Annotated in this window: 24 protein-coding genes; 3 read left to right on the top strand and 21 right to left on the bottom strand. The window is 71.2% G+C overall.

Annotated features, from left to right (window positions below):
• Window positions 1–19 precede the first annotated feature (19 nt).
• The gene (locus tag ISG29_RS02170; protein WP_194501701.1) at window positions 20–1,111 is read left to right on the top strand and encodes an LOG family protein; all 1,092 of its coding nucleotides are present in this window, start codon (window positions 20–22) and stop codon (window positions 1,109–1,111) included.
• Here ISG29_RS02170 and ISG29_RS02165 read toward each other — a convergent pair.
• Both ISG29_RS02165 and ISG29_RS20635 read right to left on the bottom strand, forming a co-directional pair.
• Entirely contained in the window at window positions 1,104–2,279 is a 1,176-nt protein-coding gene (locus tag ISG29_RS02165; RefSeq protein WP_235958414.1) for a glycosyltransferase family 4 protein, read from the bottom strand. The genes ISG29_RS02170 and ISG29_RS02165 overlap by 8 nt on opposite strands.
• Before the next feature lie 164 nt (window positions 2,280–2,443).
• Entirely contained in the window at window positions 2,444–3,229 is a 786-nt protein-coding gene (locus ISG29_RS20635) for a GNAT family N-acetyltransferase (protein WP_194501700.1), read from the bottom strand.
• Between the two features lie 24 nt (window positions 3,230–3,253).
• Here ISG29_RS20635 and ISG29_RS20630 point away from each other — a divergent pair, with 24 nt between their 5' ends.
• Window positions 3,254–3,856 carry an FMN-binding negative transcriptional regulator gene (locus ISG29_RS20630; protein ID WP_328827609.1) on the top strand — a complete coding sequence of 201 codons (603 nt, stop codon included), beginning with the start codon at window positions 3,254–3,256 and terminating at the stop codon, window positions 3,854–3,856.
• A gap of 91 nt (window positions 3,857–3,947) precedes the next feature.
• Here ISG29_RS20630 and rlmN read toward each other — a convergent pair whose 3' ends face one another.
• The 7 genes from rlmN to rpsB all read right to left on the bottom strand — a co-directional run bounded on the left by rlmN (window position 3,948) and on the right by rpsB (window position 9,900).
• Window positions 3,948–5,081 (bottom strand): 23S rRNA (adenine(2503)-C(2))-methyltransferase RlmN, encoded by a 1,134-nt coding sequence (gene rlmN, locus ISG29_RS02150; protein WP_194501698.1) that lies wholly within the window; start codon window positions 5,079–5,081, stop codon window positions 3,948–3,950.
• Window positions 5,082–5,124: 43 nt separating this feature from the next.
• Window positions 5,125–5,619 carry a hypothetical protein gene (locus ISG29_RS02145; protein ID WP_194501697.1) on the bottom strand — a complete coding sequence of 165 codons (495 nt, stop codon included), beginning with the start codon at window positions 5,617–5,619 and terminating at the stop codon, window positions 5,125–5,127.
• A gap of 67 nt (window positions 5,620–5,686) precedes the next feature.
• The gene (locus tag ISG29_RS02140) at window positions 5,687–6,595 is read right to left on the bottom strand and encodes a phosphatidate cytidylyltransferase (protein WP_194501696.1); all 909 of its coding nucleotides are present in this window, start codon (window positions 6,593–6,595) and stop codon (window positions 5,687–5,689) included.
• Window positions 6,596–6,617: 22 nt separating this feature from the next.
• Window positions 6,618–7,172, bottom strand: coding sequence for a ribosome recycling factor (gene frr / locus ISG29_RS02135; RefSeq protein ID WP_456237954.1), 555 nt, complete (start codon window positions 7,170–7,172; stop codon window positions 6,618–6,620).
• A gap of 74 nt (window positions 7,173–7,246) precedes the next feature.
• On the bottom strand, window positions 7,247–7,957 hold the full coding sequence (gene pyrH / locus ISG29_RS02130; RefSeq protein ID WP_328827605.1) for a UMP kinase: 711 nt from the start codon (window positions 7,955–7,957) through the stop codon (window positions 7,247–7,249).
• 169 nt (window positions 7,958–8,126) lie between these two features.
• The gene (tsf, locus tag ISG29_RS02125; protein ID WP_194501693.1) at window positions 8,127–8,939 is read right to left on the bottom strand and encodes a translation elongation factor Ts; all 813 of its coding nucleotides are present in this window, start codon (window positions 8,937–8,939) and stop codon (window positions 8,127–8,129) included.
• A 40-nt stretch (window positions 8,940–8,979) separates the two neighbouring features.
• Window positions 8,980–9,900, bottom strand: a complete 921-nt coding sequence (gene rpsB / locus ISG29_RS02120) for a 30S ribosomal protein S2 (RefSeq protein ID WP_194501692.1) — start codon at window positions 9,898–9,900, stop codon at window positions 8,980–8,982.
• A gap of 435 nt (window positions 9,901–10,335) precedes the next feature.
• On the opposite strand from rpsB, the gene ISG29_RS02115 reads away from it, so the two are divergent.
• Entirely contained in the window at window positions 10,336–10,929 is a 594-nt protein-coding gene (locus tag ISG29_RS02115) for a murein hydrolase activator EnvC family protein (protein ID WP_194501691.1), read from the top strand.
• A gap of 51 nt (window positions 10,930–10,980) precedes the next feature.
• Here ISG29_RS02115 and ISG29_RS02110 read toward each other — a convergent pair whose 3' ends face one another.
• The 12 genes from ISG29_RS02110 to rplS form a co-directional block, all read right to left on the bottom strand.
• Window positions 10,981–11,880, bottom strand: a complete 900-nt coding sequence (locus tag ISG29_RS02110) for a tyrosine recombinase XerC (protein ID WP_194502228.1) — start codon at window positions 11,878–11,880, stop codon at window positions 10,981–10,983.
• Between the two features lie 58 nt (window positions 11,881–11,938).
• Window positions 11,939–13,111 carry a DNA-processing protein DprA gene (gene dprA / locus ISG29_RS02105; protein WP_194501690.1) on the bottom strand — a complete coding sequence of 391 codons (1,173 nt, stop codon included), beginning with the start codon at window positions 13,109–13,111 and terminating at the stop codon, window positions 11,939–11,941.
• Window positions 13,108–14,715, bottom strand: coding sequence for a YifB family Mg chelatase-like AAA ATPase (locus ISG29_RS02100; RefSeq protein WP_194501689.1), 1,608 nt, complete (start codon window positions 14,713–14,715; stop codon window positions 13,108–13,110). The genes dprA and ISG29_RS02100 overlap by 4 nt, the downstream gene beginning before the upstream one ends.
• Window positions 14,715–15,143, bottom strand: coding sequence for a YraN family protein (locus ISG29_RS02095; protein ID WP_194501688.1), 429 nt, complete (start codon window positions 15,141–15,143; stop codon window positions 14,715–14,717). Before ISG29_RS02095 ends, ISG29_RS02100 begins: the two co-directional genes overlap by 1 nt.
• Window positions 15,144–15,295: 152 nt before the next feature.
• A complete protein-coding gene (locus tag ISG29_RS02090; protein ID WP_328828003.1) occupies window positions 15,296–17,029 on the bottom strand; it encodes a pilus assembly protein TadG-related protein in 1,734 nt (577 codons plus the stop codon).
• Window positions 17,030–17,031: 2 nt separating this feature from the next.
• Window positions 17,032–17,457: a TadE/TadG family type IV pilus assembly protein gene (locus tag ISG29_RS02085; protein ID WP_194501686.1), complete on the bottom strand. Its 426-nt coding sequence runs from the start codon at window positions 17,455–17,457 to the stop codon at window positions 17,032–17,034.
• Between the two features lie 116 nt (window positions 17,458–17,573).
• Entirely contained in the window at window positions 17,574–19,310 is a 1,737-nt protein-coding gene (locus ISG29_RS02080) for a hypothetical protein (RefSeq protein WP_328828001.1), read from the bottom strand.
• Between the two features lie 56 nt (window positions 19,311–19,366).
• Window positions 19,367–19,783, bottom strand: a complete 417-nt coding sequence (locus ISG29_RS02075) for a TadE/TadG family type IV pilus assembly protein (protein WP_194501684.1) — start codon at window positions 19,781–19,783, stop codon at window positions 19,367–19,369.
• A gap of 237 nt (window positions 19,784–20,020) precedes the next feature.
• The gene (locus ISG29_RS02070) at window positions 20,021–20,329 is read right to left on the bottom strand and encodes a DUF2469 domain-containing protein (protein WP_194501683.1); all 309 of its coding nucleotides are present in this window, start codon (window positions 20,327–20,329) and stop codon (window positions 20,021–20,023) included.
• Window positions 20,330–20,339: 10 nt separating this feature from the next.
• Window positions 20,340–21,017 (bottom strand): ribonuclease HII, encoded by a 678-nt coding sequence (locus ISG29_RS02065; RefSeq protein ID WP_194501682.1) that lies wholly within the window; start codon window positions 21,015–21,017, stop codon window positions 20,340–20,342.
• Window positions 21,018–21,085: 68 nt separating this feature from the next.
• The gene (gene lepB, locus ISG29_RS02060) at window positions 21,086–21,883 is read right to left on the bottom strand and encodes a signal peptidase I (RefSeq protein ID WP_194501681.1); all 798 of its coding nucleotides are present in this window, start codon (window positions 21,881–21,883) and stop codon (window positions 21,086–21,088) included.
• A 92-nt stretch (window positions 21,884–21,975) separates the two neighbouring features.
• Window positions 21,976–22,326: a 50S ribosomal protein L19 gene (rplS, locus tag ISG29_RS02055; protein WP_194501680.1), complete on the bottom strand. Its 351-nt coding sequence runs from the start codon at window positions 22,324–22,326 to the stop codon at window positions 21,976–21,978.
• Between the last annotated feature and the right edge of the window lie 17 nt (window positions 22,327–22,343).

The raw sequence follows: 22,343 nt of genomic DNA, 5'->3' as shown, positions 1-22,343 counted from the left end.
TGGGCTAGGGTCCGGCCCCGTGCGACGCACACGAGGCCGGATCGTCGACGTCACCGACGCCGACGACCTCCGGGCGCGCGTCGAGTCGGGCGCGCGCAACCTTTCCGGCTGGCACCTGCGCGGCCTCGACCTGAGCGAGCACAGCGCCACCCTCGAGCGAGCCGACGTGTCGGGTGCGACGTTCCTGGGCTGCACCTTCGCCGAGGGGGACGCCGACCGCGTGGTCGGCGCGGGCGGCATCGTGCTGCCGAGGCTGACCGACACGCCGGTGGACATCTACCGACACGAGCTGTACACCGCCCCCGAACTCTTCGACGCCCCCCGCTGGGGCGACTCGCTCGACGGCCGCACCTACGCCTGGTCGCAGGAGGACGATCCAACCCGCCGCAGCGAGGCGTCACTGGGGATGGCGCTGCACGACCACGCCATCGACGAGGCACTCGCCCGCTGGCGGGAGGGCCGGCACCTGGTCGGCGTCATGGGCGGGCACCAGCTGCAGCGAGGCGAACCCCGCTACGCGGACGCCGCCCGCCTCGGCGCCCTGCTCGGACGCGACCTCGTGGTCGCGACGGGCGGAGGCCCCGGTGCGATGGAGGCCGCCAACCTGGGCGGCCGCCTCTCCGGTCATGACGACGCCCTCGACGCCGCACTCGACCGACTGGCGCACGTGCCCTCGTACCGGCCCTCCATCGACGCCTGGGCCATGAGCGCCCTCGACGTGTGCGCCGCCCATCCCGAGGCCGCGCGCGACAGTCTCGGCATCCCCACCTGGCACTACGGGCACGAGCCGCCCAACGTGTTCGCCACCGCCATCGCGAAGTACTTCCGCAACGCGACCCGCGAGGCGATCCTGCTCGAGGTCTGCGACGCCGGCATCGTGTTCCTGCCCGGTGCGGGCGGCACCGTGCAGGAGATCTTCCAGGACGCCTGCGAGAACTACTACGCCGACGACGGCGCGGTCGCCCCCATGGTGCTGGTCGGTCGCGAGCACTGGACGACGCAGCTCCCGGCCTGGCCGCTGCTCTCGGCCCTGGCGCGTGGCCGTTCGATGGAACAGCACGTGCACCTCGTCGACTCCCTCGAGGAGGCCGCCGAGGTGGTCCTCAGCTAGCCAGCGGGAGCGCCAACGACTCGCCGATCACGGCGCGGTAGTGCTCGACCAGCATCTCGTTGACGCGCACCCACGAGCGGTCGCGCACGCTGGCCCGGGCCTGGTGCGCCATCCGGCTCCGGAGGACCGGGTCACCCACCAGGGCATCGATGTGCCTCACGAGATCCTCGGGGTCGCCCGCGCGGTAGAGCAGGCCGGAGCGGCCGTCGTCCACGACGTCGAGCGGTCCTCCGCTGCGCGGCGCGACCACCGGCACACCGGAGGCGAGCGCCTCCTGGGCGGACTGGCAGTAGGTCTCGTAGCGGCCGGTGTGCACGAACACGTCGAGTGAGGCATAGGCCGCGCCGAGCTCCTCACCGTGCAGGAGACCGAGGAATGCGGCGTCGGGCAGGAGGGTGCGCAGTCGCTGCTCCTCGGGCCCGCCGCCGACGACCACGAGCCGGAAGCGCGGGTCGCCGTGCAGGTGGGTGAGCAGGTCGAGCTCCTTCTCGGCCGCGAGGCGCCCGACGTACCCGATCAGGAGGCGGCCGTCGGGGGCGAGGCGCGCTCGCAGGTCGTCGTCGCGCCGGGCGGGGTGGAACGCCTCGAGGTCGACGCCTCGGGGCCATAGGCCCAGCCGCGGCACGTCGAGCGACTCGAGCTGGCGCAGGCTGGCCGACGACGGCGCCAGCGTGAGGTCGCAGTGCCCGTGGATGCGCTGGGTGAGTCGGGTCATCGCCCGGGCGCCGCCGGCGATGCGATACCGCTCGGCGAACCCGACCATGTCGGTCTGGTAGATCGCGACCGTGGGCACGCCGAGCTCGGCGGCGGTGAGCACCGCCTGGTGGCCGAGCGTGGCCGGCGAGGCCACGTGCACGACGTCCGGCCGGAAACGCAGCATCACCTGGCGCAGCCGGCGCCGGGTCTCCAGTCCGATGCGGAAGTCGCGATAGAAGGGGAGACTCGCGCCGCGCGCCAGACTGACCGGGAAGCCCGCGTACGTCGCCGGTCCCGTCGGAGCGACCAGCTCGGCCACGTGGCCCCGTGCCGCGAGGTGCTCCAGCACCCGGCGTACCGAGTTGGTGACCCCGTTGACCTGGGGCAGGAACGACTCCGAGACCACCAGCACCCGCAGGGCCTCACTGGTCTCCGGACGCGGCATGGGCACGATCTTGGACTCTGACCTCATGTTCCACACCCTGCTGTCCCCGAGCGACCGAACCCGGACACCCAGGTGACCTGCCGCGAATCTTCAGGTGACCCGTCGCGATCTTCCACGTGACCCGTCGCCAACTTCCAGGTGACCTGCCACGAACTTTCAGGTGACCTGCCACGAGTTTTCTCGCACGCGTGTCACAGCGGAAGCCGGTACTGCACCTCCCGACCGAAGACCTCGAATCCGGATCGCCGCAGGATCGGGCCGGAGGTCTCGACGCGCCCCTTGACCAGCGCCAGGTCGCAGCCGTGGGCAGCCGCCACGCGCAGGCGCTCGGCGAGCACCGCCCGGTAGACGCCGCGACCTCGGGCCTCCTCGAGCACGGCGCCGCCCCAGAGCCTGGTCACGCCCTCGGCCACACTGGCACCGCCCACCCCAACGGCTCGGCCGTCGACGCGCGCGAGCCAGCGGCCGGCGCCGACCTCCTGCTCGGCACGCACCTCCGTCAGGATCCGGCCCAGCTCTTCGGACGGCGGCACGTCGCCGCCGAAGACCGTCGCGCCGATGCGCTCGAACTCCAGCACGCCCGCCTCGTCGGCCACGGGTTCGACGCTGACGCCGGGTACCACCGAGGTCTCGATCACCTCGGACGGCGCCATGGCGAACACGTCGAGCGTCTCGGTGACCTCGGCGCCGCGCTCGACCAGGAGCGGCGCGAGATCCTTCGGCGCATCGAGCTTCACCCACACGTGCAGCGCCTCGGCGTCCAGCCCCGCGGCACGCTCGAGGGCCTCGGCGAACGCCTCGTGCGTCGTCCGACCCGACATGGCGGGGGTGAACGAGAGAATCTCCAACGGCGTAAAGAACCAGTCGGGGAAGCGCACCAGCAGGTAGTCGTCGGTGCGGACGACGCGAGCGTCGTCGGGGTACCAGTTCCAGGCGGCGCTCGCGGAGGCCACGCGCTCGGCAGGGATCCTCGGCATGCCTGGCACCCTAGGCACGTGTACGTGCCCCGACCCAACGAGATCCCGCCCGACGACGCGCGCGCCCTGGTCGCGGAGGTCGGTGCCGGGGAGCTCATCACCGTCGGCACCGACGGGTTCCCGACGGCCACGCGTCTGCCGCTTCTCTGGGAGGGCGACAGGGTTCGCCTGCACATGGCGATCGCCAATCCGCACTGGCGCACGATCGCCGACGACTCCCCCGCGCTGCTGGTCGTCACGGGTGCTGAGGCGTACCTCTCCCCCAGCTTCTACGCCTCCAAGCGGGAGCACGGACGGGTCGTGCCGACCTGGAACTACTCGGCTGTCCAACTGCGCGGCCGCATCACGGTGCACCAGGACGCCGGCTGGCTCGGCGAGCAGGTCGCTGACCTCACTGACCTCAACGAGTCGGAGCGCGACGAACCCTGGGCCGTCTCCGATGCCCCGGCCGAGTTCATAGCCCAGCAACTCCGGGCCATCGTCGGCATCGAGATGGTGGTCGCGTCGTTCACCGGCAAGGCGAAGCTCAGCCAGAACAGGTCGGACGCCGACCGCGCCGGCGTCGTCGAGGGGCTGCTCACCACCGGGCGCTCACGCGATGCCGAGGTCGCCCATCGGATGCGCTGACCTGCCACCAGTTTTCAACTGACCTGCCTCTAGTTTTGACAACCGTCAAAACTAGAGGCAGGTCACGTGAAAACTCGTGACGGGTCAGCGACTACTCGGTGGCCGCGAGCTGGCCGCAGGCGGCATCGATCTCGGAACCGCGGGTGTCGCGGATGGTGGTGGGGATGCCGCGGGCCTCGAGCCGGCGCACGAACTCGTCCATGTCGGCGTCGTGGGAGCGGGTGAAGCGCGAACCGGGGATCTCGTTGAGCGGGATGAGGTTCACGTGCACCCAGCCCCAGTCGGCACCGACGGCGTACAGCACGTCGGCGAGCAGGTCGGCACGCCAGGCCTGGTCGTTGATGCCGCGCATCATGGCGTACTCGATCGACACCCGGCGCTTGGTCGCCTCGGCGTAGGCGAACGCCGCCTCCACCGTCTCGGCGACGCTGAACCGCGTGTTGATCGGCACGAGGTCGTTGCGCAGCTCGTCGTCGGGTGCGTGCAGGCTCAGGGCCAGGGTCACGGGAATGCCCTCGTCGGCCAGCTGCCTCATACGCGGCACCAGCCCGACGGTGGAGACGGTGACTCCGCGGGCGGACATGCCGAGACCCTCCGGAGCCGGCGCCGTCAGACGACGCACGGCACCCATCAGCGCCTTGTAGTTGGCGAGGGGCTCACCCATGCCCATGAACACCACGTTCGAGACGCGGGTGGGCCCGCCGGGCACCTCGCCGCGGGTGAGCGAACGGGCTCCCACGAGCACCTGCTCGACGATCTCGGCGGTGCTCATGTTGCGCTGGAGACCACCGGCGCCGGTGGCGCAGAACGGGCAGGCCATGCCGCAGCCGGCCTGGCTCGAGACGCACATCGTGGCGCGGTCGGGGTAGCGCATCAGCACCGACTCCACCAGCGCACCGTCGAAGAGCCGCCACAGCGTCTTGACCGTGGTGCCGCGGTCGGCCTCGCTGACCTTCAGCGGTGTCATGAGCGAGGGCAGCAGCGCCTCGACGAGCTCGGCGCGCTGCCCGGCCGGGAGGTCGGTCATCTGCTCGGGGTCGTCGACGAGCCGGGAGAAGTAGTGGTTCGAGAGCTGCTTGGCGCGGAACCCAGGCAAGCCGTGTTCGACCAGCAGCTCGGTGCGCTCGGCGAGCGTGAGGTCGGCCAGATGGCGCGGCGGCTTGCGGCGTCCGCGCGGTTCCTCCATCACCAAAGGGAGGGTCTTGATCGGCTCGTGCTCGGACATCGCTCCATCCTCGCACCGGCCGGCACGAGGCGACGAACCACCGTCAGCCGATGGCGAGCAGGATCCAGATCACGAGGGCCGCGACACCCAGCACGACGACGGCGGTCGAGACCACGCCGAGGCACATGTACGTGCCGAACGTGCGGGTGCGTTGCGGCACGAGCAGCGCGATCGGCAGCGCGAGGGCGACGAGCACGAACGGGAACAGCTCACTGGCTCGATCGGTCGAGGGCGAGGCGCCGTCCTCGCCGACGCCCCCCACGCCGAAGATCGCGACCAGGACGGCCGCGTAGGCCGAGGGCACCACGAGCACGTAGACGAGTCCCGCGAAGAAGCCGGCGAGACGCGTGAAGACCGGGTGGTCGCGACGCCACCATCGCGTCGGTGCGGTCTCGGGGTCGGTCTCGGGGTCGGTCTCGGCGTCGGTCTCGGCGTCGGTCTCGGCGTCCGGTCCGGCGGTCGGCCGTGCCGGGTCGTCGGACGACGGACCCTCGGCGTCGATCGCCGGCCCGACGTCGTGCCGCTCGGTCTCGTCCATGGCGCCGAGTCTCGCACCTGGCGCCGCGCGGGGGCCCACGGCGCGCGGAGAGCGCCGGAGCCGGTGGTCAGCGACCCGCGGTGTGGAAGACCAGGTGGTGCAGCAGGAGCCAGATGGGGGCGATGGTGGCGAGCAGGGAGTCCAGGCGGTCCATGAGGCCGCCGTGACCGGGGATCACCTGGCTCATGTCCTTGATGCCCAGGTCGCGCTTCATGACCGACTCGCACAGGTCGCCCAGCGTCGCCATCACCACGGCGATGAGCCCGAGCGCGACGCCGACCCACCAGCGTCCGTCGAGCAGCAGCACCACCAGCGCGACACCCGCCGCCACGGTGAAGACGGCCGAGCCGGCAAAACCCTCCCACGACTTCTTCGGCGAGATCACCGGGGCCATCGGGTGCCGCCCGAACAGCACACCGGCGGTGTAGCCGCCGATGTCGGAGGCGATGGTGACGAGGATGAACACGACGATGCCGCGCACACCGTCGTCGTCGAGGCCCCCGCCGGAGCGGCCGCCCTCGCGCAGCATCAGCGCCACGAACGAGCCGAGGAAGGGCACGTAGACGAGGGTGAACAGCGCCGCGCTGGCGTTGGCGACGTAGCCGTCGATGCCGCGACGCAGGAGCCACAGCATGGTGACCAGACCTGTGACGGCGGTGGCCGTGACGAGAGCGTCGGTGCCGAAGGTGAAGGCCACCACGACCATCACCACGCCGCCGAGCATCAGCGGCTCCTCGGGCAGATCGATGCCCTTCGCGCCAAAGCCCTGGGCCAGCTCCCACACGGCCACCACCACGGCGGCGGCCACGATGAGCATGAACAGGGCCTTGAAGAACAGCAGGGACGCAGCGATCGCGCCGAGGAGCACGAAGGCAGACGCGAAAGCCGCCTTGAGGTCTCGCCCTGCGCGGCCGTGGTCCTTGGCAGGAGGGGTCGGGTCGGACGCGGGCTGCCCGGTGGGGGTGGGGGCGGTCATGAGCGAGCTGGGGGGCCTGGGGTCAGACCTCGAGCAGCTCGGCCTCCTTGTTCTTGAGCATCTCGTCGATCGCGTCGGTGTGCTTCTTGGTGATCGAGTCGAGACGCTTCTCGGCGCCCACGACGTCGTCCTGCCCGACCTCGCCGTCCTTGTCGAGCTTCTCCAGGCCCTGCTTGGCGGTGCGCCGCAGGTTGCGGACGGCGACGCGGCCGTCCTCGGCCTTGGTCTTGGCGACCTTGATGTACTCCTTGCGTCGCTCCTCGGTGAGCTCGGGGAACACGCAGCGGATGACCTTGCCGTCGTCGGCGGGGTTCACGCCGAGGTCGGAGTCGCGGATGGCCTTCTCGATGTTCTTCATCGCGCCCTGGTCGTACGGCGAGACCAAGATGATGCGGGCCTCGGGAGCGGTGAACGACGCGAGCTGCTGGAGCGGCGTGGGCGAGCCGTAGTAGTCGACCAGGATCTTGTTGAACATGCTGGGATGCGCCCGCCCGGCCCGGATCGCCGCGAACTCCTCGCGCGTCGACTCGACCGACTTGTCCATCTTGGAGTCGGCCTCGTTCAGGATGTCGTTGATCATCTGCCTGGTGCCTCGGTTTCTGGCTTCGACGGTGGATGGTGCTAGCGGCTCGGGTGCGGGTCGGATCCTGTTCAGGGGTGCACGAGCGTGCCGATCTTCTCACCCTGGACGGCGCGCAGCACGTTGCCCTCGGTGTCGAGCCCGAACACGATCATGGGCATCCGGTTCTCGCTGCACAGCGTGAAGGCCGTCTGGTCCATGATCGCCAGCCCCTTGCCGATCGCCTCGTCGTAGGTGAGGTCGTCGTATTTGGTGGCGCTCGGATCCTTCTTCGGGTCAGCGGAGTAGACGCCGTCGACGCCGCTCTTGGCGACCAGGACGACCTCGCACTTGCTCTCCAGGGCCCGCTGCACCGCGACGGTGTCGGTGGAGAAGAAGGGCATGCCCATGCCGGCACCGAAGATGACGACGCGGCCCTTCTCCATGTGCCGGATGGCGCGCCGCGGGATGTACGGCTCGGCCACCTGCCCCATCGTGATGGCGGTCTGCACGCGGGTCTCGACGTCCATCTTCTCGAGGAAGTCCTGGAGCGCGAGGCAGTTCATGACGATGCCGAGCATGCCCATGTAGTCGGCACGCACGCGATCCATGCCGCGCTGCTGGAGCTCGGCACCGCGGAAGAAGTTGCCCCCGCCGGTGACGACGGCGACCTGGACCCCGCTGCGTGCGACCTCGGCGACGTCTCGCGCGATCTTCTGCACGACGTCGGGGTCGACGCCGACCTGGCCACCACCGAACACCTCACCGGAGAGCTTGAGCAGCACGCGCTGGTAGTGGGTCACTCGCATCCTTCCTCGACGGGTGGTCTGAGACGACGGTCGGTCGCCCACCGCAGGGTACCGCCGCCCACCGACGCCGACAGACCCAGGCGGACCGACCCTCGACGACGACAGCGGCGCCGGACCCCGACGGGTTCCGGCGCCGCTGTGGTGTCGGCAGTGGATGCTGCGCTCAGGCGCCGACCTCGAAGCGCGCGAAGCGCGACACGGTGGTGCCGGCGGCGTCGAGCACCTGCTTGACGGACTTCTTGTTCTCGGTGACCGACGGCTGCTCGAGCAGCACGACCTCCTTGAAGAAGCCGCCCAGGCGGCCCTCGGTGATCTTGGCGATCGCCTGCTCGGGCTTGCCCTCCTCGCGCGACTTCTGCTCGGCGATGCTGCGCTCGGACTCGACGACGTCGGCCGGAACCTCGTCGCGGGTGAGGTACTGCGGGCGCATGGCCGCGATCTGCATCGCGGCGCCGCGGGCCGCCTCCTCGTCGCCCTCGTAGGCCACCAGCACGCCGACGGCGGGCGGCAGGTCGGCCGCGCGCTTGTGCATGTAGGCGACCACGGTGCCCTCGAAGAAGACGACCTGGCCGAGCTCGATCTTCTCGCCGATGGTGATGGCGAGGTTCTCGACGACCTCGCCCACGGTCTTGCCGTCGAGCTCGACCGCCTTGAGCGCCTCGACGTCGCCCGCCTTCGCCGCGTTGGCGGCGTCGGCGATCTTCTGGGCGACGGCGACGAAGTCGTCTCCCTTGGCGACGAAGTCGGTCTCGCACTTGAGCTCGACCAGCGCGCCGCCGGAGGTGGCAACCAGGCCGGCGGAGGCCTCGCGCTCTGCGCCGCGCTTGGCGGCCTTGGCGGCGCCCTTGACGCGGAGCAGCTCGACGGCCTTGTCGAAGTCGCCGTCGCTCTCGTCGAGCGCCTTCTTGCAGTCCATCATCCCGGCCTGGGTCAGCTCACGGAGCTTCTTGACGTCGGCCGCGCTGAAGTTAGCCATGCTGTGTGTCTCGTCCTCGGGTCGTTGAGTGGATGGGGGCTCAGGCCTTGGCCTCGTCGGAGGCGGGCGCCTCCGCGGGGGCCTCGGCAGCGGCCTCGGCGACCTCGGTGGCAGCTGCGCCCTCGGTGCCGGCGCCGGTGGCCTCGGAGGCAGCCTCGCCGTCGGCCGCGGTGGCGGTCTCGGCGGCCTGCTCGGCCTCACCGGTGAGCAGCTCGCGCTCCCACTCGGCCAGCGGCTCCTCGGTGCCCTTGCCGGCCTCGGCGTTACCACCGGAGCGGGCGATGAGGCCCTCGGCGACGGCGTCGGCGATGACGCGGGTCAGCAGCGTGACGGCGCGGATGGCGTCGTCGTTGCCCGGGATCGGGAAGTCGACCTCGTCGGGGTCGCAGTTGGTGTCGAGGATGCCGATGATCGGGATCCGCAGCTTGCGGGCCTCCTCGACCGCCAGGTGCTCCTTCTTGGTGTCGACGATCCACACCGCGGAGGGAACCTTCGACATCTCGCGGATGCCGCCGAGGGTCTTGTCGAGTTTGTCGCGCTCCCGCTTCATGCCGAGGAGCTCCTTCTTCGTGCGGCCGGAGCCGGCCACGTCGTCGAAGTCGATCTCGTCGAGCTCCTTGAGGCGGTTGATCCGCTGGTGCACCGTGGAGAAGTTGGTGAGCATGCCGCCCAGCCAACGCTGGTTGACGTAGGGCATGCCGACGCGCGTGGCCTGCTCGGAGATGGCCTCCTGGGCCTGCTTCTTGGTGCCGACGAACATCACGGTGCCGCCCTTGGCGACGGTCTCCTTGATGAACGCGTACGAGCGGTCGATGTAGCTCAGCGACTGCTGCAGGTCGATGATGTAGATGCCGTTGCGCTCGGTCATGATGAAGCGCTTCATCTTCGGGTTCCAGCGACGGGTCTGGTGTCCGAAGTGGACGCCGCTCTCGAGGAGCTGGCGCATGGTCACGACTGCCATGATGGTTCTTCTCCTGTGTGGCCCGCGCCGCCGTCTGTGCGCCCTTGTCGACTCTCTGGTCAGCCCGCACGCGGGCCAGGACGCACCGGGACTCCGGTGCCTGGTGGTAGGTGTTTTCTCGTTGTCGCTCACCGACGGCGTCGGCTCGCCCTGACGTCTGCGCGCGGCCCCACCCGGCGCCTGGCGGCTCCGGGACTCCGAGGTCGTCGCCCACGGGTGGTCGCCCCGCCCAGGAGAGCGGCGCGTCGCGGTCTGCGGACGTGCGAAGTCAACCCTCGCGGGTTGCCTCGGCGATCCTACGCCCTCGCCGTGGGGCGGGCGAATCTCCGCGCACGTCGACACTGCCGCTCCACAGGTGGTCTTCGGTATCCGCTTCTCCACAGGGGCGCATCGGCCGTCGGCTCGACCGGCTGCGCCTGGCCCAGGCTGGCGCCCATGACCCTCGCCCTGCGCTGTCTGGCCGTCGTCGTCTTCCTTCTGCTCACGCCGTCGTCCTCGGCGGCTGCCACCGACCCGGTCGGGCGGTGGCCGCTGCGCCCCACCCCCGTCGTCGAGCGAACCTTCGACCCGCCGGACTCGCCCTACGGGGCCGGGCACCGAGGTGTCGACCTGCTCGGCCGGCCGGGGCAGCCCGTGCTGTCGGCGCTGCCCGGAACGGTGCGTTTCGCGGGAGCGCTGGCCGGGCGCGGCGTCGTGGTGGTCGGGCACGCCGACGGCACCCGCACCACCTACGAGCCGGTCGCGGCGTCGGTGTCGGTGGGCGAGGTCGTGACGGCGGGTGCTCGCCTGGGCACCCTCGAGGCGGCACCGTCGCACTGCCTCCCCCGCGCCTGCCTGCACTGGGGTTGGATCGACGGCGAGACCTATCTCGATCCGCTCCGACTGGTGGGCGCGGGTCCGGTCCGGCTGCTGCCCTTGTGGCGTGACCTACCGGTCTCCTCGGGTCGCCCGATCGCACCGATCCCTGCATCCTGGCGCCCCGCCGAGAACGGCTACGCCCTGCTGCTGAGGGTCGCGGGCCTGACCTGAGCCGATGCTCAACCGACTCTGAGCCGAGTACCGGCCGAGGGACGCCGGCGCTCACGCCCGCGGATGGGCCTGCCGGTACGCGCGGCGCAGCCGGTCGGTGCTCACGTGCGTGTAGCGCTGCGTGGTGGCCAGTGACGCGTGGCCGAGCAACTCCTGAACCGCGCGCAGGTCGGCTCCCCCTTCGAGCAGGTGGGTCGCGGCGGTGTGGCGCAGCCCGTGCGGACCGATGTCGGGCGCACCGGGCACGTCGGCGATGCGGCGGTGCACCATCGAGCGCACGGCCCGCTGGTCGACGCGTCCTCCTCGGACGCCCAGGAAGAGCGCAGGCCCGGACTCCGCCGTCACCAGCGAGGGCCGCCCGCCGGCCAACCAAGCATCCAGCGCAGCCGCTGCCGGAGCGCCGTACGGTGCGGAGCGCTCCTTGCGCCCCTTGCCCAAGACTCGGACGACGCGTCTCTCGGCGTCGAGGTCATCGACGTCGAGACCGCACAGCTCCCCGACCCGGATGCCGGTCGCGTAGAGCAGTTCCAGCACGGCCACGTCACGCAGCCCCGCCGCGCTACCGTCGTCGGCCCGCTCGGCCGCCGCGCGCACCAGATCCTCGGCCTCGTCGCGGCGCAGCACTGCGGGCAGCACCCGATGCGGGCGGGGGCTGGCCAGCGACGACCCGACATCGAGCGGCACCTGGCCGCTGCGTGCCAGCCAGGCCGTGAAGGTGCGCACCGCCGTGGCCCGCCGTGCCAGGGTCGTGCGACTGCGACCCGAGGACTGCTGGCGGGCCAGCCAGCTGCGCAGCACCCGCAGGTCGAGCCCCTCGACGCCGGCGAGACCGAGTCTCCTGGCGTGCTCGAGCAGCCCGGCCACATCGCCGACGTAGGCGCGCACCGTATGCGCAGAGAGGTCGCGCTCGACGGCCAGGTGTCGCTCCCACGCGCCCAGCACGCGAGTCATCGACTCCGGCAACAGATCGTCGTCGGTGTCGCCGGGTTGGGTGCTCACCTCGCCGATGTTACGAAGACAGCACCTCCTGCTGCGCCGAACGCGCCGCGAGTCGCCACGCCGAGCCGCATCGCTCCACCAGACCGGCGGTCTCGAGCCGGTCGAGCGCCCCACGGACATCGGTGATCCGGATGCCGGCCGTGCGGGCGATGGAGTCGGCCGCCGCCGCCCTGACCACCGGGACGGCGTCGAGCACTTGCCGCTGCCGGGGCGTCAGCAGGTCGCGCGGCCGGTCGGGGTCGCGCGGCTCCTCGACGAGGTGCTCGCCGGCCGCGCCGATCACCTCGAGCACGTGCTCGGGCCGGGTGACCAGCACGGCCTGCCCCGTGCGCACGAGCTCGTGTGCGCCGGCCGACAGCGAGCTGGTGACGGGCCCGGGGACCGCCATGAGGGGGCGACCGAGCCGGCCGGCCCAGTTGGCGGTGTTGAGGGCGCCGCTGCGATACGCCGCCTCGACCACGACCGTGCCCCGTGTGAGGCCGGCGATGAGGCGGTTTCGGCTGAGGAAGCGGATGCGAGTGGGTGAGAAACCTGGCGGGCTCTCGCTCACGACCGCGTGCTCGGCGGCCAGATGCCCGATGAGATCGGCATGCGCCTGGGGATAGACCCGATCGGCGCCGCAGGCGAGCACCGCGACGGTACGGCCACGAGCCGAGAGGGCGCCTCGGTGGGCGGCCTGGTCGATGCCGAACGCCGCACCCGACACGACGGCGCAGCCGGCGGCGGCCGCTCCGTGGGCCAGCCCGGCGGCCTGGTCGGTGCCATAGGTCGTGGCCGATCGTGACCCCACCACGGACACGGAAGGGCCCGAGCAGAGGTCGTCGAGCCGGGCCGGGCCACGCACCCAGAGGCCGAGCGGCACGCCGCCCCTCTCGTGGAGGTGGTCGGCGCGGGCCAGGTCGTCGAGCGCAGGGGGCCACTCGTCGTCGCCGGGCACCACGAAGCGCAGCCCCAGCTTCGCGGCCGCGGCGAGAGCCCGCTCGGGCCGCAGCGCCCCCTGCCGGGAGCGGGTGTCGAGCGAGTCGGGGCCGAGCTTCTCCTCGAGGTGCTCCAGCAGCGTGACGGAGCCGATCTCGGCCGCGAGGGCGTTGACCCGGACGTTGCCGGGTTCGGTCAGATACGAGAGCGCCACCCGCGCGAGGCGGTCGTCGTCGCACCCCGGGACGGGTGCCGGGGCGCTCACCCGGCCACCGCCGCGACGGTCGCCGCCTCCAGGGGCTCCCCCGAGCGCAGGCGCAGGGCCACGGACACCTCCGGCGCACCGGGCCGTTCCTCGCCCGGTGGATCGTCACGGCGGCGCAGGTCGAGCACCGTCCAGGCCAGGCGGTGCACGCGGACGGCGCCGCGGCTGGTCAGGCGGCCCAGCCGGACGGCCTCCTCGACGACGTCGCGACCCTGCTCGGAGAGGGGCCACTCGTCGCGCAGGGCCACGCTGGGCACCTGCGCGTTCAGACGCCAGGCGCGGGTCTCGTAACGCGCCGCCTGTCGCGCCCGGGCCGCAGCGACCCGGGCGCGGACGACCGCCGAGGTCTCGATGACGGCGAAGCGGTCGAGCCGCTCGTGCGGGGTGAGGGCGGCCACGTGGCGGGTGATGTCGAGACGGTCGGCCACCGGGCCGGTCACCCGGGCGCGGTAGTCGCGCCGCACCGTCTCGCGGCACCGGCATCGATTGGCCAGGGCGTTCTCGACGAAGTCGCCGCACGGGCACGGATTGGCCGCGAGGACCACCATGCCGCGGGCTGGAAGCGTCACCTGCTCGTCGGTGCGCGACACCGTGATCTCACCGCTTTCCAGCGGCTCGCGCAGCGCTTCGATGACATCGCGGCGGAAGAGGGGGAACTCGTCGAGGAACAGCACCCCGGCGTGGGCGCGGCTCAGCTCGCCGGGGCGCACCTGGCCGCTACCCCCGCCCACGATGCTGGCCTTGCTGGCGTCGTGGTGCGGGGCCGAGTAGGGCGGCCGCGTGATGAGCCCCCGGCTGGCGTCGAGCACTCCGGCCAGCGAGTGGATGGCGGTGAGCTCGAGCGATTCCTCGGCGGTGAGGTCGGGCAGGATCGTGGGCACCCGCTCGGCCAGTGAGGTCTTTCCGGAGCCTTTCGGCCCCTCGAGCAGCAGGTGGTGCCCGCCCGCGGCGGCCACCTCGAGGGCGTACCGGGCGTCGGCCATGCCCAGCAGGTCACCGAGGTCGACCTCCTCGTGGCGAGCCGAGCCGCGCCACGACAACAGGCTGCTGGGGCCGGCGGCCGCCACGGGCGCCGCGTCGGGCACCTCGTCGCCGGCGAGCACGGCGTGCACCTGGGCCAGCGAGCGCATGCCGAACACCGAGACTCCCGGGACCATGGCGGCCTCGGCTGCCTGCGGTTCGGGCACGAACACGGTGTGGAATCCCTGTTCGCGGGCCGCGAGCACCATCGGGAGCACGCTCGCGACCGGACGCAGGGCGCCGTCGAGCGCGAGTTCGCCGATGAACAGGCACCCCGCGAGGTTCTCGGGCAGAGGGCTGCCGGCGGCCGCGACGATCGCGATCGCCGCGCCGAGGTCGTAGTGGGTGCCGTGTTTGCGCAGGTCGGCGGGTGCGAAGAGGACCGTGATGCGCTTGGTGGCCGGCCACGGGAGGCCGGAGTTGATGATGGCCATCCGGCACCGGTGCTGGGCCTCGTTGACCGACGTGTCGACCCGGCCGGTCCAGGTGGTGCCGACCTGGCCGGGCGAGACGTCGGCCTGGATCGGGACGACGTGTCCGACCGCGCCACGGAGCGCGACGCTGTGGGCGGTGGCGACGGGCATCAGATCAGCCCCCGCACGTGCTCGAGCCGGGCGGCCCCCCGACCGCTCTGCCACACCGCCACGAGGTCGAGCCGCACCTCCGGTGCCCGGAGGCCACGGGCCACCTGCCACTCCTCCGCGAGGGCACGCATCCGGTCGACCTTGACCGGCGTCACCGCCTCGTGGGGCTCTCCACCGACCTCGCCGGAGCGGGTCTTGACCTCGCAGACGACGAGAGCGTCTCCATCGCGCAGCACCAGGTCGATCTCACCTGCCTCGCCGTGCCAGTTGCGGTCGAGGACGCTGAGCCCCTGCTCGACGAGGTGAGCCGCGGCGACGCGCTCGCCGTAGGCGCCGAGCGCCTGCCGTGCGGTGGGCCGCACGGCCGTGCGGTGGTTCGGGTCTGCCGGAGCCGGTGGGTGGGTCTGCTGAGTCGTGGACCGTGTCATGGGTGACCTCCTGGCCACCACGCTGGACCACGCGAGGGCGTGCCGCCGTCGTCGTCTCGTGGGCTGTGGAGAACCCCGACACGGAGGCCGCCTGTGGAGAGGAACCGCGTGAACACTCACGCAGCGCGGTTGGTGGGGCGGGAGGCCGGTGCTCAGCCGCGCAGGGCCGGCACTCCGCACACTGTGTTCACGGCATACACGTCGGCACCGGCCAGCCTGAGCCCCAGGAGCTCGACGATCGGGCCGATCAACATCGAGTCGATGTTGTCGACCAGCGGCACCAGGGTCTTCTGGCCGAATCCCTTGCTGTCGCTCACGAGGCTGTCGATCACGCCGGTCTGGATCGCGCTGGTGACCGAGGCGGCACCGATACCGAGCGGCAGGCTCACCGAGAGCCCGAGACCGCCGACGGTCATCGAGGAGGAGGTGATGGTCGGCACGATGACTCGCGAGAGGACCACCGGCGAACCACCCTGCCAAGGCGTCACGTCGTTGGGCGGGATGCCCAGGTCGGCGGTCTGCACCGACGGCGACCCGGAGCTGCTGAGCTGCAGATGCACCGTCATCGTGACGTCGACGGCGACCTTGAGCGGTCCGGAGCCGACCGAGACCTTGCCCGAGACCTCGACATCGGAACCGAAGCTGTAGTTCATGAGATCGGTCGAGACGGCCACCCCGAATCGGTCGGGATCGGCCACGGTGGCGGCACCGCAGTGCACGGGCGGCGGCTCGGTCACGACTCCGTCGGCGCCACCGAGGTCCACGGCCAGGACACCGGTGGCCTTGGCCGTCTGCAGCGTGCCCTTGACGAGCCCGCCGGCGTTGAGGTTGATGGTCGGCAGGTTCGCGAACTCCAGCTCCAGCGCGCCGGTCAGCTGGCTCGAGGTCGACCGCGAGGCTGCGGAGAACGGCTCGCCGCACGCGACGCGGGCACCCGAGATGACCGACAGAGTGCTCTTCTTGATCGCCCCCACCCCAGGCACGCCGGCCTGGAGGTTAGGGATGGCCAGCGCGTGCTGGCCGTTGGCCACCATGATCGAGCCGGCCAGCATGTCCAGCACCGACAGATCGGTCTCGAGCGCCGCCTGGTCGGTCGAGGACATGGAGAGAATGCTGCCGAGCGAGACGGCCGGCAGCGACGACGACGCCGCCGCCGCGGCCCCGAGCGTCGAGACCGCGGCCTGATAGCCGCTGGGCTGCTCGACGGAGAGCGCGGCCGCGGCCGCTTCCAGCAGCGCTCCCACCGACGTCTGCTCCGATAGGGCCTGCGCCGGATCGCCGGCGTGGATCTGCTGCACGAGGTCGGCGACGCTGAGCTTGACGTCGGCCAGTCCCCGATACCCGGCCAGGCTGAGGTTCAGCCCCAGCAGGGAGTTCAGAGGCGCCAGCAGGGCGCTGTTGCCGCTCTCGACGGCGGCGACGATCGAGCCCATCTCGTAGCAGGCGGTGGAGGACGCCTCGGCGTAGGCCGTGCGGGTGGCGGCTCCGCTGCCCCCGCTGAAGACGAAGCCGACGTCGGAGCTGGCGGTGACCCGCACGGCCGTGGGCGGGTCGATCGAGGCGTCGAAGACCGAGCCGTTCCACGACCCGAAGGAGACCTGCACCGCGAGGTCGTCACCGAGGTTGTCGTCGTTCTCACGCAGCAGGCCCGACAGTTCGCTTCCCGCGTCGGACTGGTCGACGAGAGGGGCCAGCTCCGCCTGGGTCTTGCCGTCGAGCTCACGACCCAGCGAGAGGGCGAGCGAGTCGGCCAGTGCCTGCATGTCGCGCCGCGCCACTCGCTGCATGCCGAGGTCGACGGCGAAGCTGGCCATCACCAGCAGGAGCGTCACGGTGACGGCGAGGAAGACAGCGACGGCCCCCTGCTCGTCGCGCTGCCGGCGCACGCTCAACTGACCCGCACCGTGGCCGTGTAGGCGAGGCTGGCGGGCAGCGGAACCATCGGGATGCTCGGGATGAGGGGGTGCGCCCCGTAGGGATAGGTCACCGTGACGCTCACGCAGGTGTTCGAGCCGCAGGGCACATAGGCCACGGCGCAGGTCGCACCACCACTGCACGAGACCCCGTAGCTGGCCATCGCCTCGTCGAGGCTGTCCTTGGCAGCGGTCGTGCGGGCGGTCTGCTGGCTGGCGTCGTAGGCCGTGGCCTGCACTGCTGCGGACCGCGCGCCCTCAGCCGCACCCTGGCTCAGCGCCTGGCGGAAGCTGAGCATGTAGCCGTAGCTGATGATGCCCCAGACGAGCACCACCAGCAGCGGCGCGACGAGCGCGAACTCGACCGCTGCGGCTCCGCGTTCGCGACGCGAGAAGACCATCGTGTGACCCCTGAGGTGAAGACTGCACCGACGGCAACCCCGTTGCGACCGTCCCCTTCCACTTCGGCCGCGGCGGCCCGGAGTGAAGCGGTTCTGCTACGCCGACGGTCGACTGCTCAGCCGCGCAACCGCGGCGCGTTGCACTGCGGGGCGCTGAGGCCCTGGAAGTCGGCTCCGGCGATGGTCACGCCCAGCCCGTCGGCCAGCTGACCGACGGTCGAGTTGAGCTTCTCGACGAGCGGGTTGACGATCGGGTTGACGGCTCCCGAGATGGCAGTCAGGGCGCTGGCGAGCAGGGGGTTGACCGCGGCGGTGAGGACGTCCGTCGGCACGACGGTGTTGATGCCGAGGATCTTGACCGTGACCGGGCCGATGGTCGTCGACGCCGTGTCGCGTACGTAGGAGAGATACGGCAGGGCCGGCGAGCTCCCCGTGCTGATGGGCGTTCCGTAGACCTGGGGCGGGACGGCGTAGCTCACCGCGTGCGTCGCCCCGGCCGGGCTGCTGGTGAGCGCGGAGAGATCGACCGCGAAGGACACCGGCACGTTCACACCCGTGAGCGTCACCCCGGCCAGCGTCAGGTCCACCTTCACGCTCCCGCTGACGCGCAATCGGCCGGTGAGCGCGAGGCTGGTCAGGTCCGTGGTGACGGTGGCATCGAACCGGTCGGGGTCGCAGGCCACGTCGTCGAGTCGAGCGCGGGCGCCGCCGAGCTCCGCCGCGAGATGCATGGCCACCTCGTTGTTCGGCTTGCCGTCGTCGCCGGTGAGCGAGAGGTCGATGACGCCCGTCTTCACGATCGGTACCGACAGACTCAGCTTGGCGTCCGATGACAGCCTCACCTGGGCCGTCTGCGCCTCGTCGTCGGCGCACGCCACGGCCGGACGCTCGATGATCGACAAGTCGGTGTTGGTCACGCCCACCGACGACAGGCCCGCCTGGAGGTTGGGAATGCCCACGAGATGGTCGCCGTCGGCGAGGAAGGCCGAGCCGACGAGCAGGTCGAGGACGTTCACGCGCGTGCTGAGCACGGCGTCGTTGGCCGTCGTGAGCCCCAGTAGATCGCCGAGGTCGACCGTGGCGGCCGCCACCGCACTCACCGCGGCCTGGTTGAGGAGGTTGGCGCTGACCGTGTCGCCGTCCTTCTGGAGCGCGGAGGCCGCGGCGAGGTAGAGGTTGCCCAGACTCACCTGGGGGGCGCTGAGGACGTCGTCGACCGATCCCAGGCCCAGTGACGGGGCCGAGAGCAGGTCGAGCAGGCTGACGTCGGCGCTCGCGAGTCCCTGGTATCCGACCGCCGTCACGACCGAGTTGCCGAGCAGCGGCTGGAGCAGGTTGCCGAAGAGCGTGGCGTTCGCAGGCGAGACACTGGCTGCATAGGAGCCCACGGAGAAGCAGGCCGAGGTGACCGCCTCGGCGAGCGCGGTGCGGGTGGCCGAGCCGTCGCCCGAGGCGAAGGCGAAGTCGACGGTGCCCGAGGCGGAGACGAGCACCGCATCGGGTATCTGACCGCGAGGTACTGCGACGAGGGCGCCGGTCGCGTCGCGACGCGGTATCGCGGCCCCGTGCGCCCCGGTGTCGAGGTAGACGAGCGTGCCGGTCACACCGTCGACCCGCCCCAGGGTGGTCGAGTTGCGGGCGGCGCTGGCCGCCACGACCCCGGCGAGGGTGGCGTGGTCGGCATCGCCGTCGATGACCTCGCCGGCCGTCCGGCCGTCGAGCAGCCGCGCGGCGTCGAGCGCCACCACGTCGGCCAGGGCCTGCATGTCGCTACGCACGACACGCTGCATGCCGAGATCGACGGCGAACGCGGCGACCAGGATGAGCAGCGAGGACACGATCGCGACCATCACCGCGACGGCACCGCGCTCCCCCGGTGGGCGGCACCGTCGGTCCAGCCGTCGCCACCTCACTGGGAGACCTCGGAGACGGCCGTGTAGGTGAGGTGGTCGGGCATGATCACGCTGAGGCCGGGGAACTCGAGTTTCGACGGATCGGCTGCGTAGGCGTAGTCCAGACTCACCTCGAAACAGCTGGTGCAGGAGGAGCCGGGGCCGATGTCGCAGGTCAGGTAGGCGCTGCCGCAGGCCGATCCGAGCACCTCCTCGACGGTGTCCTGGGCGATCGCCACCCGGTCGGCGGAGGCGGGGGCGACCGCGGCGGCCCGGGCGGCCTCCGCGGCGGCCTGACTGAGCCCCTGCCGGAAGCTGAGCATGAAGCCGAACGCGATGATGCCGAAGACCAGGGTCAGCAAGAGGGGGGCGACGAGGGCGAACTCCACGGCGGCGGCTCCCTGTTGGTCACGCCGCCCACGGAATGCGGACATGCGCTGTCCCTCCCAGCCTCCGATGAGTTCGCCCACGGCGCCATCACTGCCGCGGGACCTTGGTCCCGACGCTGACAGTAGGTCGCTCCGCGGCCCGATCGGGTCGTTCGAGGACCGAATAGCCCATCTGGACTATGCATCGGGACCAAACATCCGATCGGACGTCCAGACCGGTTGCCGAGCCGTTGGTGCCGCGCCGCGTCGCCCGCAGTCGCCGGCAGTAGCCCGAGAGGGATCTCAGCTCTTGGGCGGGTCGAAGTCGCTCGCCTGGAGTTCCTCGACGTTGACGTCCTTGAACGTGAGCACCTTGACGTTCTTGGCGAACCGCGCCGGCCGGTACATGTCCCAGACCCAGGCGTCGCTCATCGAGACCTCGAAGAACACCTCACCGGCCTCGGTGCGGGCCTTCACGTCGACCTGGTTGCAGAGGTAGAAGCGGCGATCGGTCTCGACGACGTACTTGAAGATGCTGACGACGTCGCGGTACTCGCGGTAGAGCGTCAGCTCCATCTCGGTCTCGTACTTCTCGAGGTCCTCCGCGCTCACGACGGCGACTCTAACGAACCGGCCCCGGCTCGTCTTCGAGGCCGGCGGCCCGTCGGACGTTGACGAACCGCATCCGGTGCACCGGCGAGGGGCCGTGCTCGGTCAGCGCGGCCGCGTGCAGGTCGGTGACGTAGCCCTTGTGTACGTCGAACCCGTAGGCCGGCCAGTGCTCGTGCAGGTCGTCCATGATCCGGTCTCGCGTCACCTTCGCGAGCACGGACGCCGCCGACACGCAGGCCGCCACCCGGTCGCCCTTCCACACCGCGAGGGTCGGGACACCCAGGCCGTCGACGGGGAACCCGTCGCTGAGCACGTAGGCGGGGCGGACGTCGAGCAGGGCGACAGCACGGCGCAGGGCCTCGACGTTCGCGACGTGCATGCCGAGACGGTCGCACTCGGTGTGGGAGACCACGACCACCGACCACGACAGCGCGCGCCGGAGGATCTGGTCGTAGCACCGTTCTCGGGCCCGCGCCGTGAGCAGCTTCGAGTCGGCGAGACCCGGAACCTGGCCCGTGCGCCCCTCGGGCAGGATGCACGCCCCGGCCACCAGCGGACCGGCGCAGGCACCGCGACCGGCCTCGTCGACGCCGGCGACGGTGGCCATCCCGCGGCGGCGCAGGGCGCGCTCGAAGCCGTAGGGCCCGGAGTCCCGGCGCACCGCGACCCCGCGATCGAGAACGGGCACGTCGAGGGCCGTGGACCCCGTCGACGGCACGACGGAGGACACCGCGGAGACGTCGGACGCCGGGTGGCTCAGGGAGCCTTGGGCGCGTCGTCGGAGCGGTCGGGAACCTGGGCGAACACCTCGGAGTCCGAGCTCACCGAGCCGGCACGGTCGAAGGGGAGCAGGATCCGCCAGACCTTGCCGACGATGTCGCTGTCGGGGACGAACTCGTGGCCGGCAACGCAGTCGGTCTCGTCCTCGAGGCAGAGGTGCACCGTGGAGTCGGCCGACTTGCCGCGGTTGTCGCCCATGACGAACACGGTGCCCTGCGGCACCGGCCCCGCCTTCCACGCGCAGTTGCCGGTCATCGGGCCGCGGCAGCCGTGCACGCGCTTGTCGTCGAACACGTAGTCGGACTCGTCGACGGCGACGCCGTTGATGATCAGCCGACCCTGGTCGTCGCAGCACTTGATGACGTCGCCGGGCACGCCGATGACCCGCTTCACCAGATGACCACCGCTCGGGTAGAGCCCGATCTTGGCCATGGTCTCGGTGAGGATGTTGGAGGGATCCTCGACCTCGCCCGGGTTCAGCCAGCCGCCCGGGTCGGAGAACACCACGACGTCACCGCGCTGCGGCTCACCGCTCCAGTAGGACCACTTCTCGACGACGATCTTGTCGTCGTCGCGCAGACCCGGGGCCATCGAGATCGACGGGATGTAGAAGGCCTGGACGAAGAAGACCTTGACCACGACGGCGAGCAGCACCGCTGCGACCAGCACGATCCCGACCTCGGCACCAGGGGGAAGCCGGCGACGGGATCTCGCCCGGGCGGCCGGCGTCGAGGACTCCTGCCCCGTGGGCTCGTCGGACTGCTCGCTGGTCACGCGCTGAGTGTAGGGAGGGGTGGCCGGCGCGCCGGCGACCGGGCCGGATGCGGAGGTGGACAACGGCCCGGCTCCGGTTCTGCCTGCGGGCCTCAGGCCTCCCGGCGCTCCTTGATCTTGGCGGCCTTGCCGCGCAGGTTGCGCAGGTAGTACAGCTTCGCGCGTCGCACGTCGCCGCGGGTCTCGACCTCGATCTTCTCGAAGATCGGGGAGTGCAGCGGGAAGGTGCGCTCGACGCCGACACCGAACGAGACCTTGCGCACGGTGAAGGTGCGGCCCACGCCGGAGCCGTGCACGCGGATCACGACACCCTGGAAGACCTGGACCCGCGAACGGGTGCCCTCGATCACCTTGACGTGCACCTTGACGGTGTCGCCGGCACGGAAGTCGGGCAGGTCGGTGCGCTTGATCTCGGCGCCGAGGTCGGCGATCACGTTGCTCATGGTTGCTCCTCGCGAGT

It is taken from the genome of Nocardioides acrostichi, from assembly GCF_015319165.1.
Taxonomy (GTDB): domain Bacteria; phylum Actinomycetota; class Actinomycetes; order Propionibacteriales; family Nocardioidaceae; genus Nocardioides; species Nocardioides acrostichi.
This window is presented reverse-complemented; position numbering and strand designations above follow the sequence as displayed.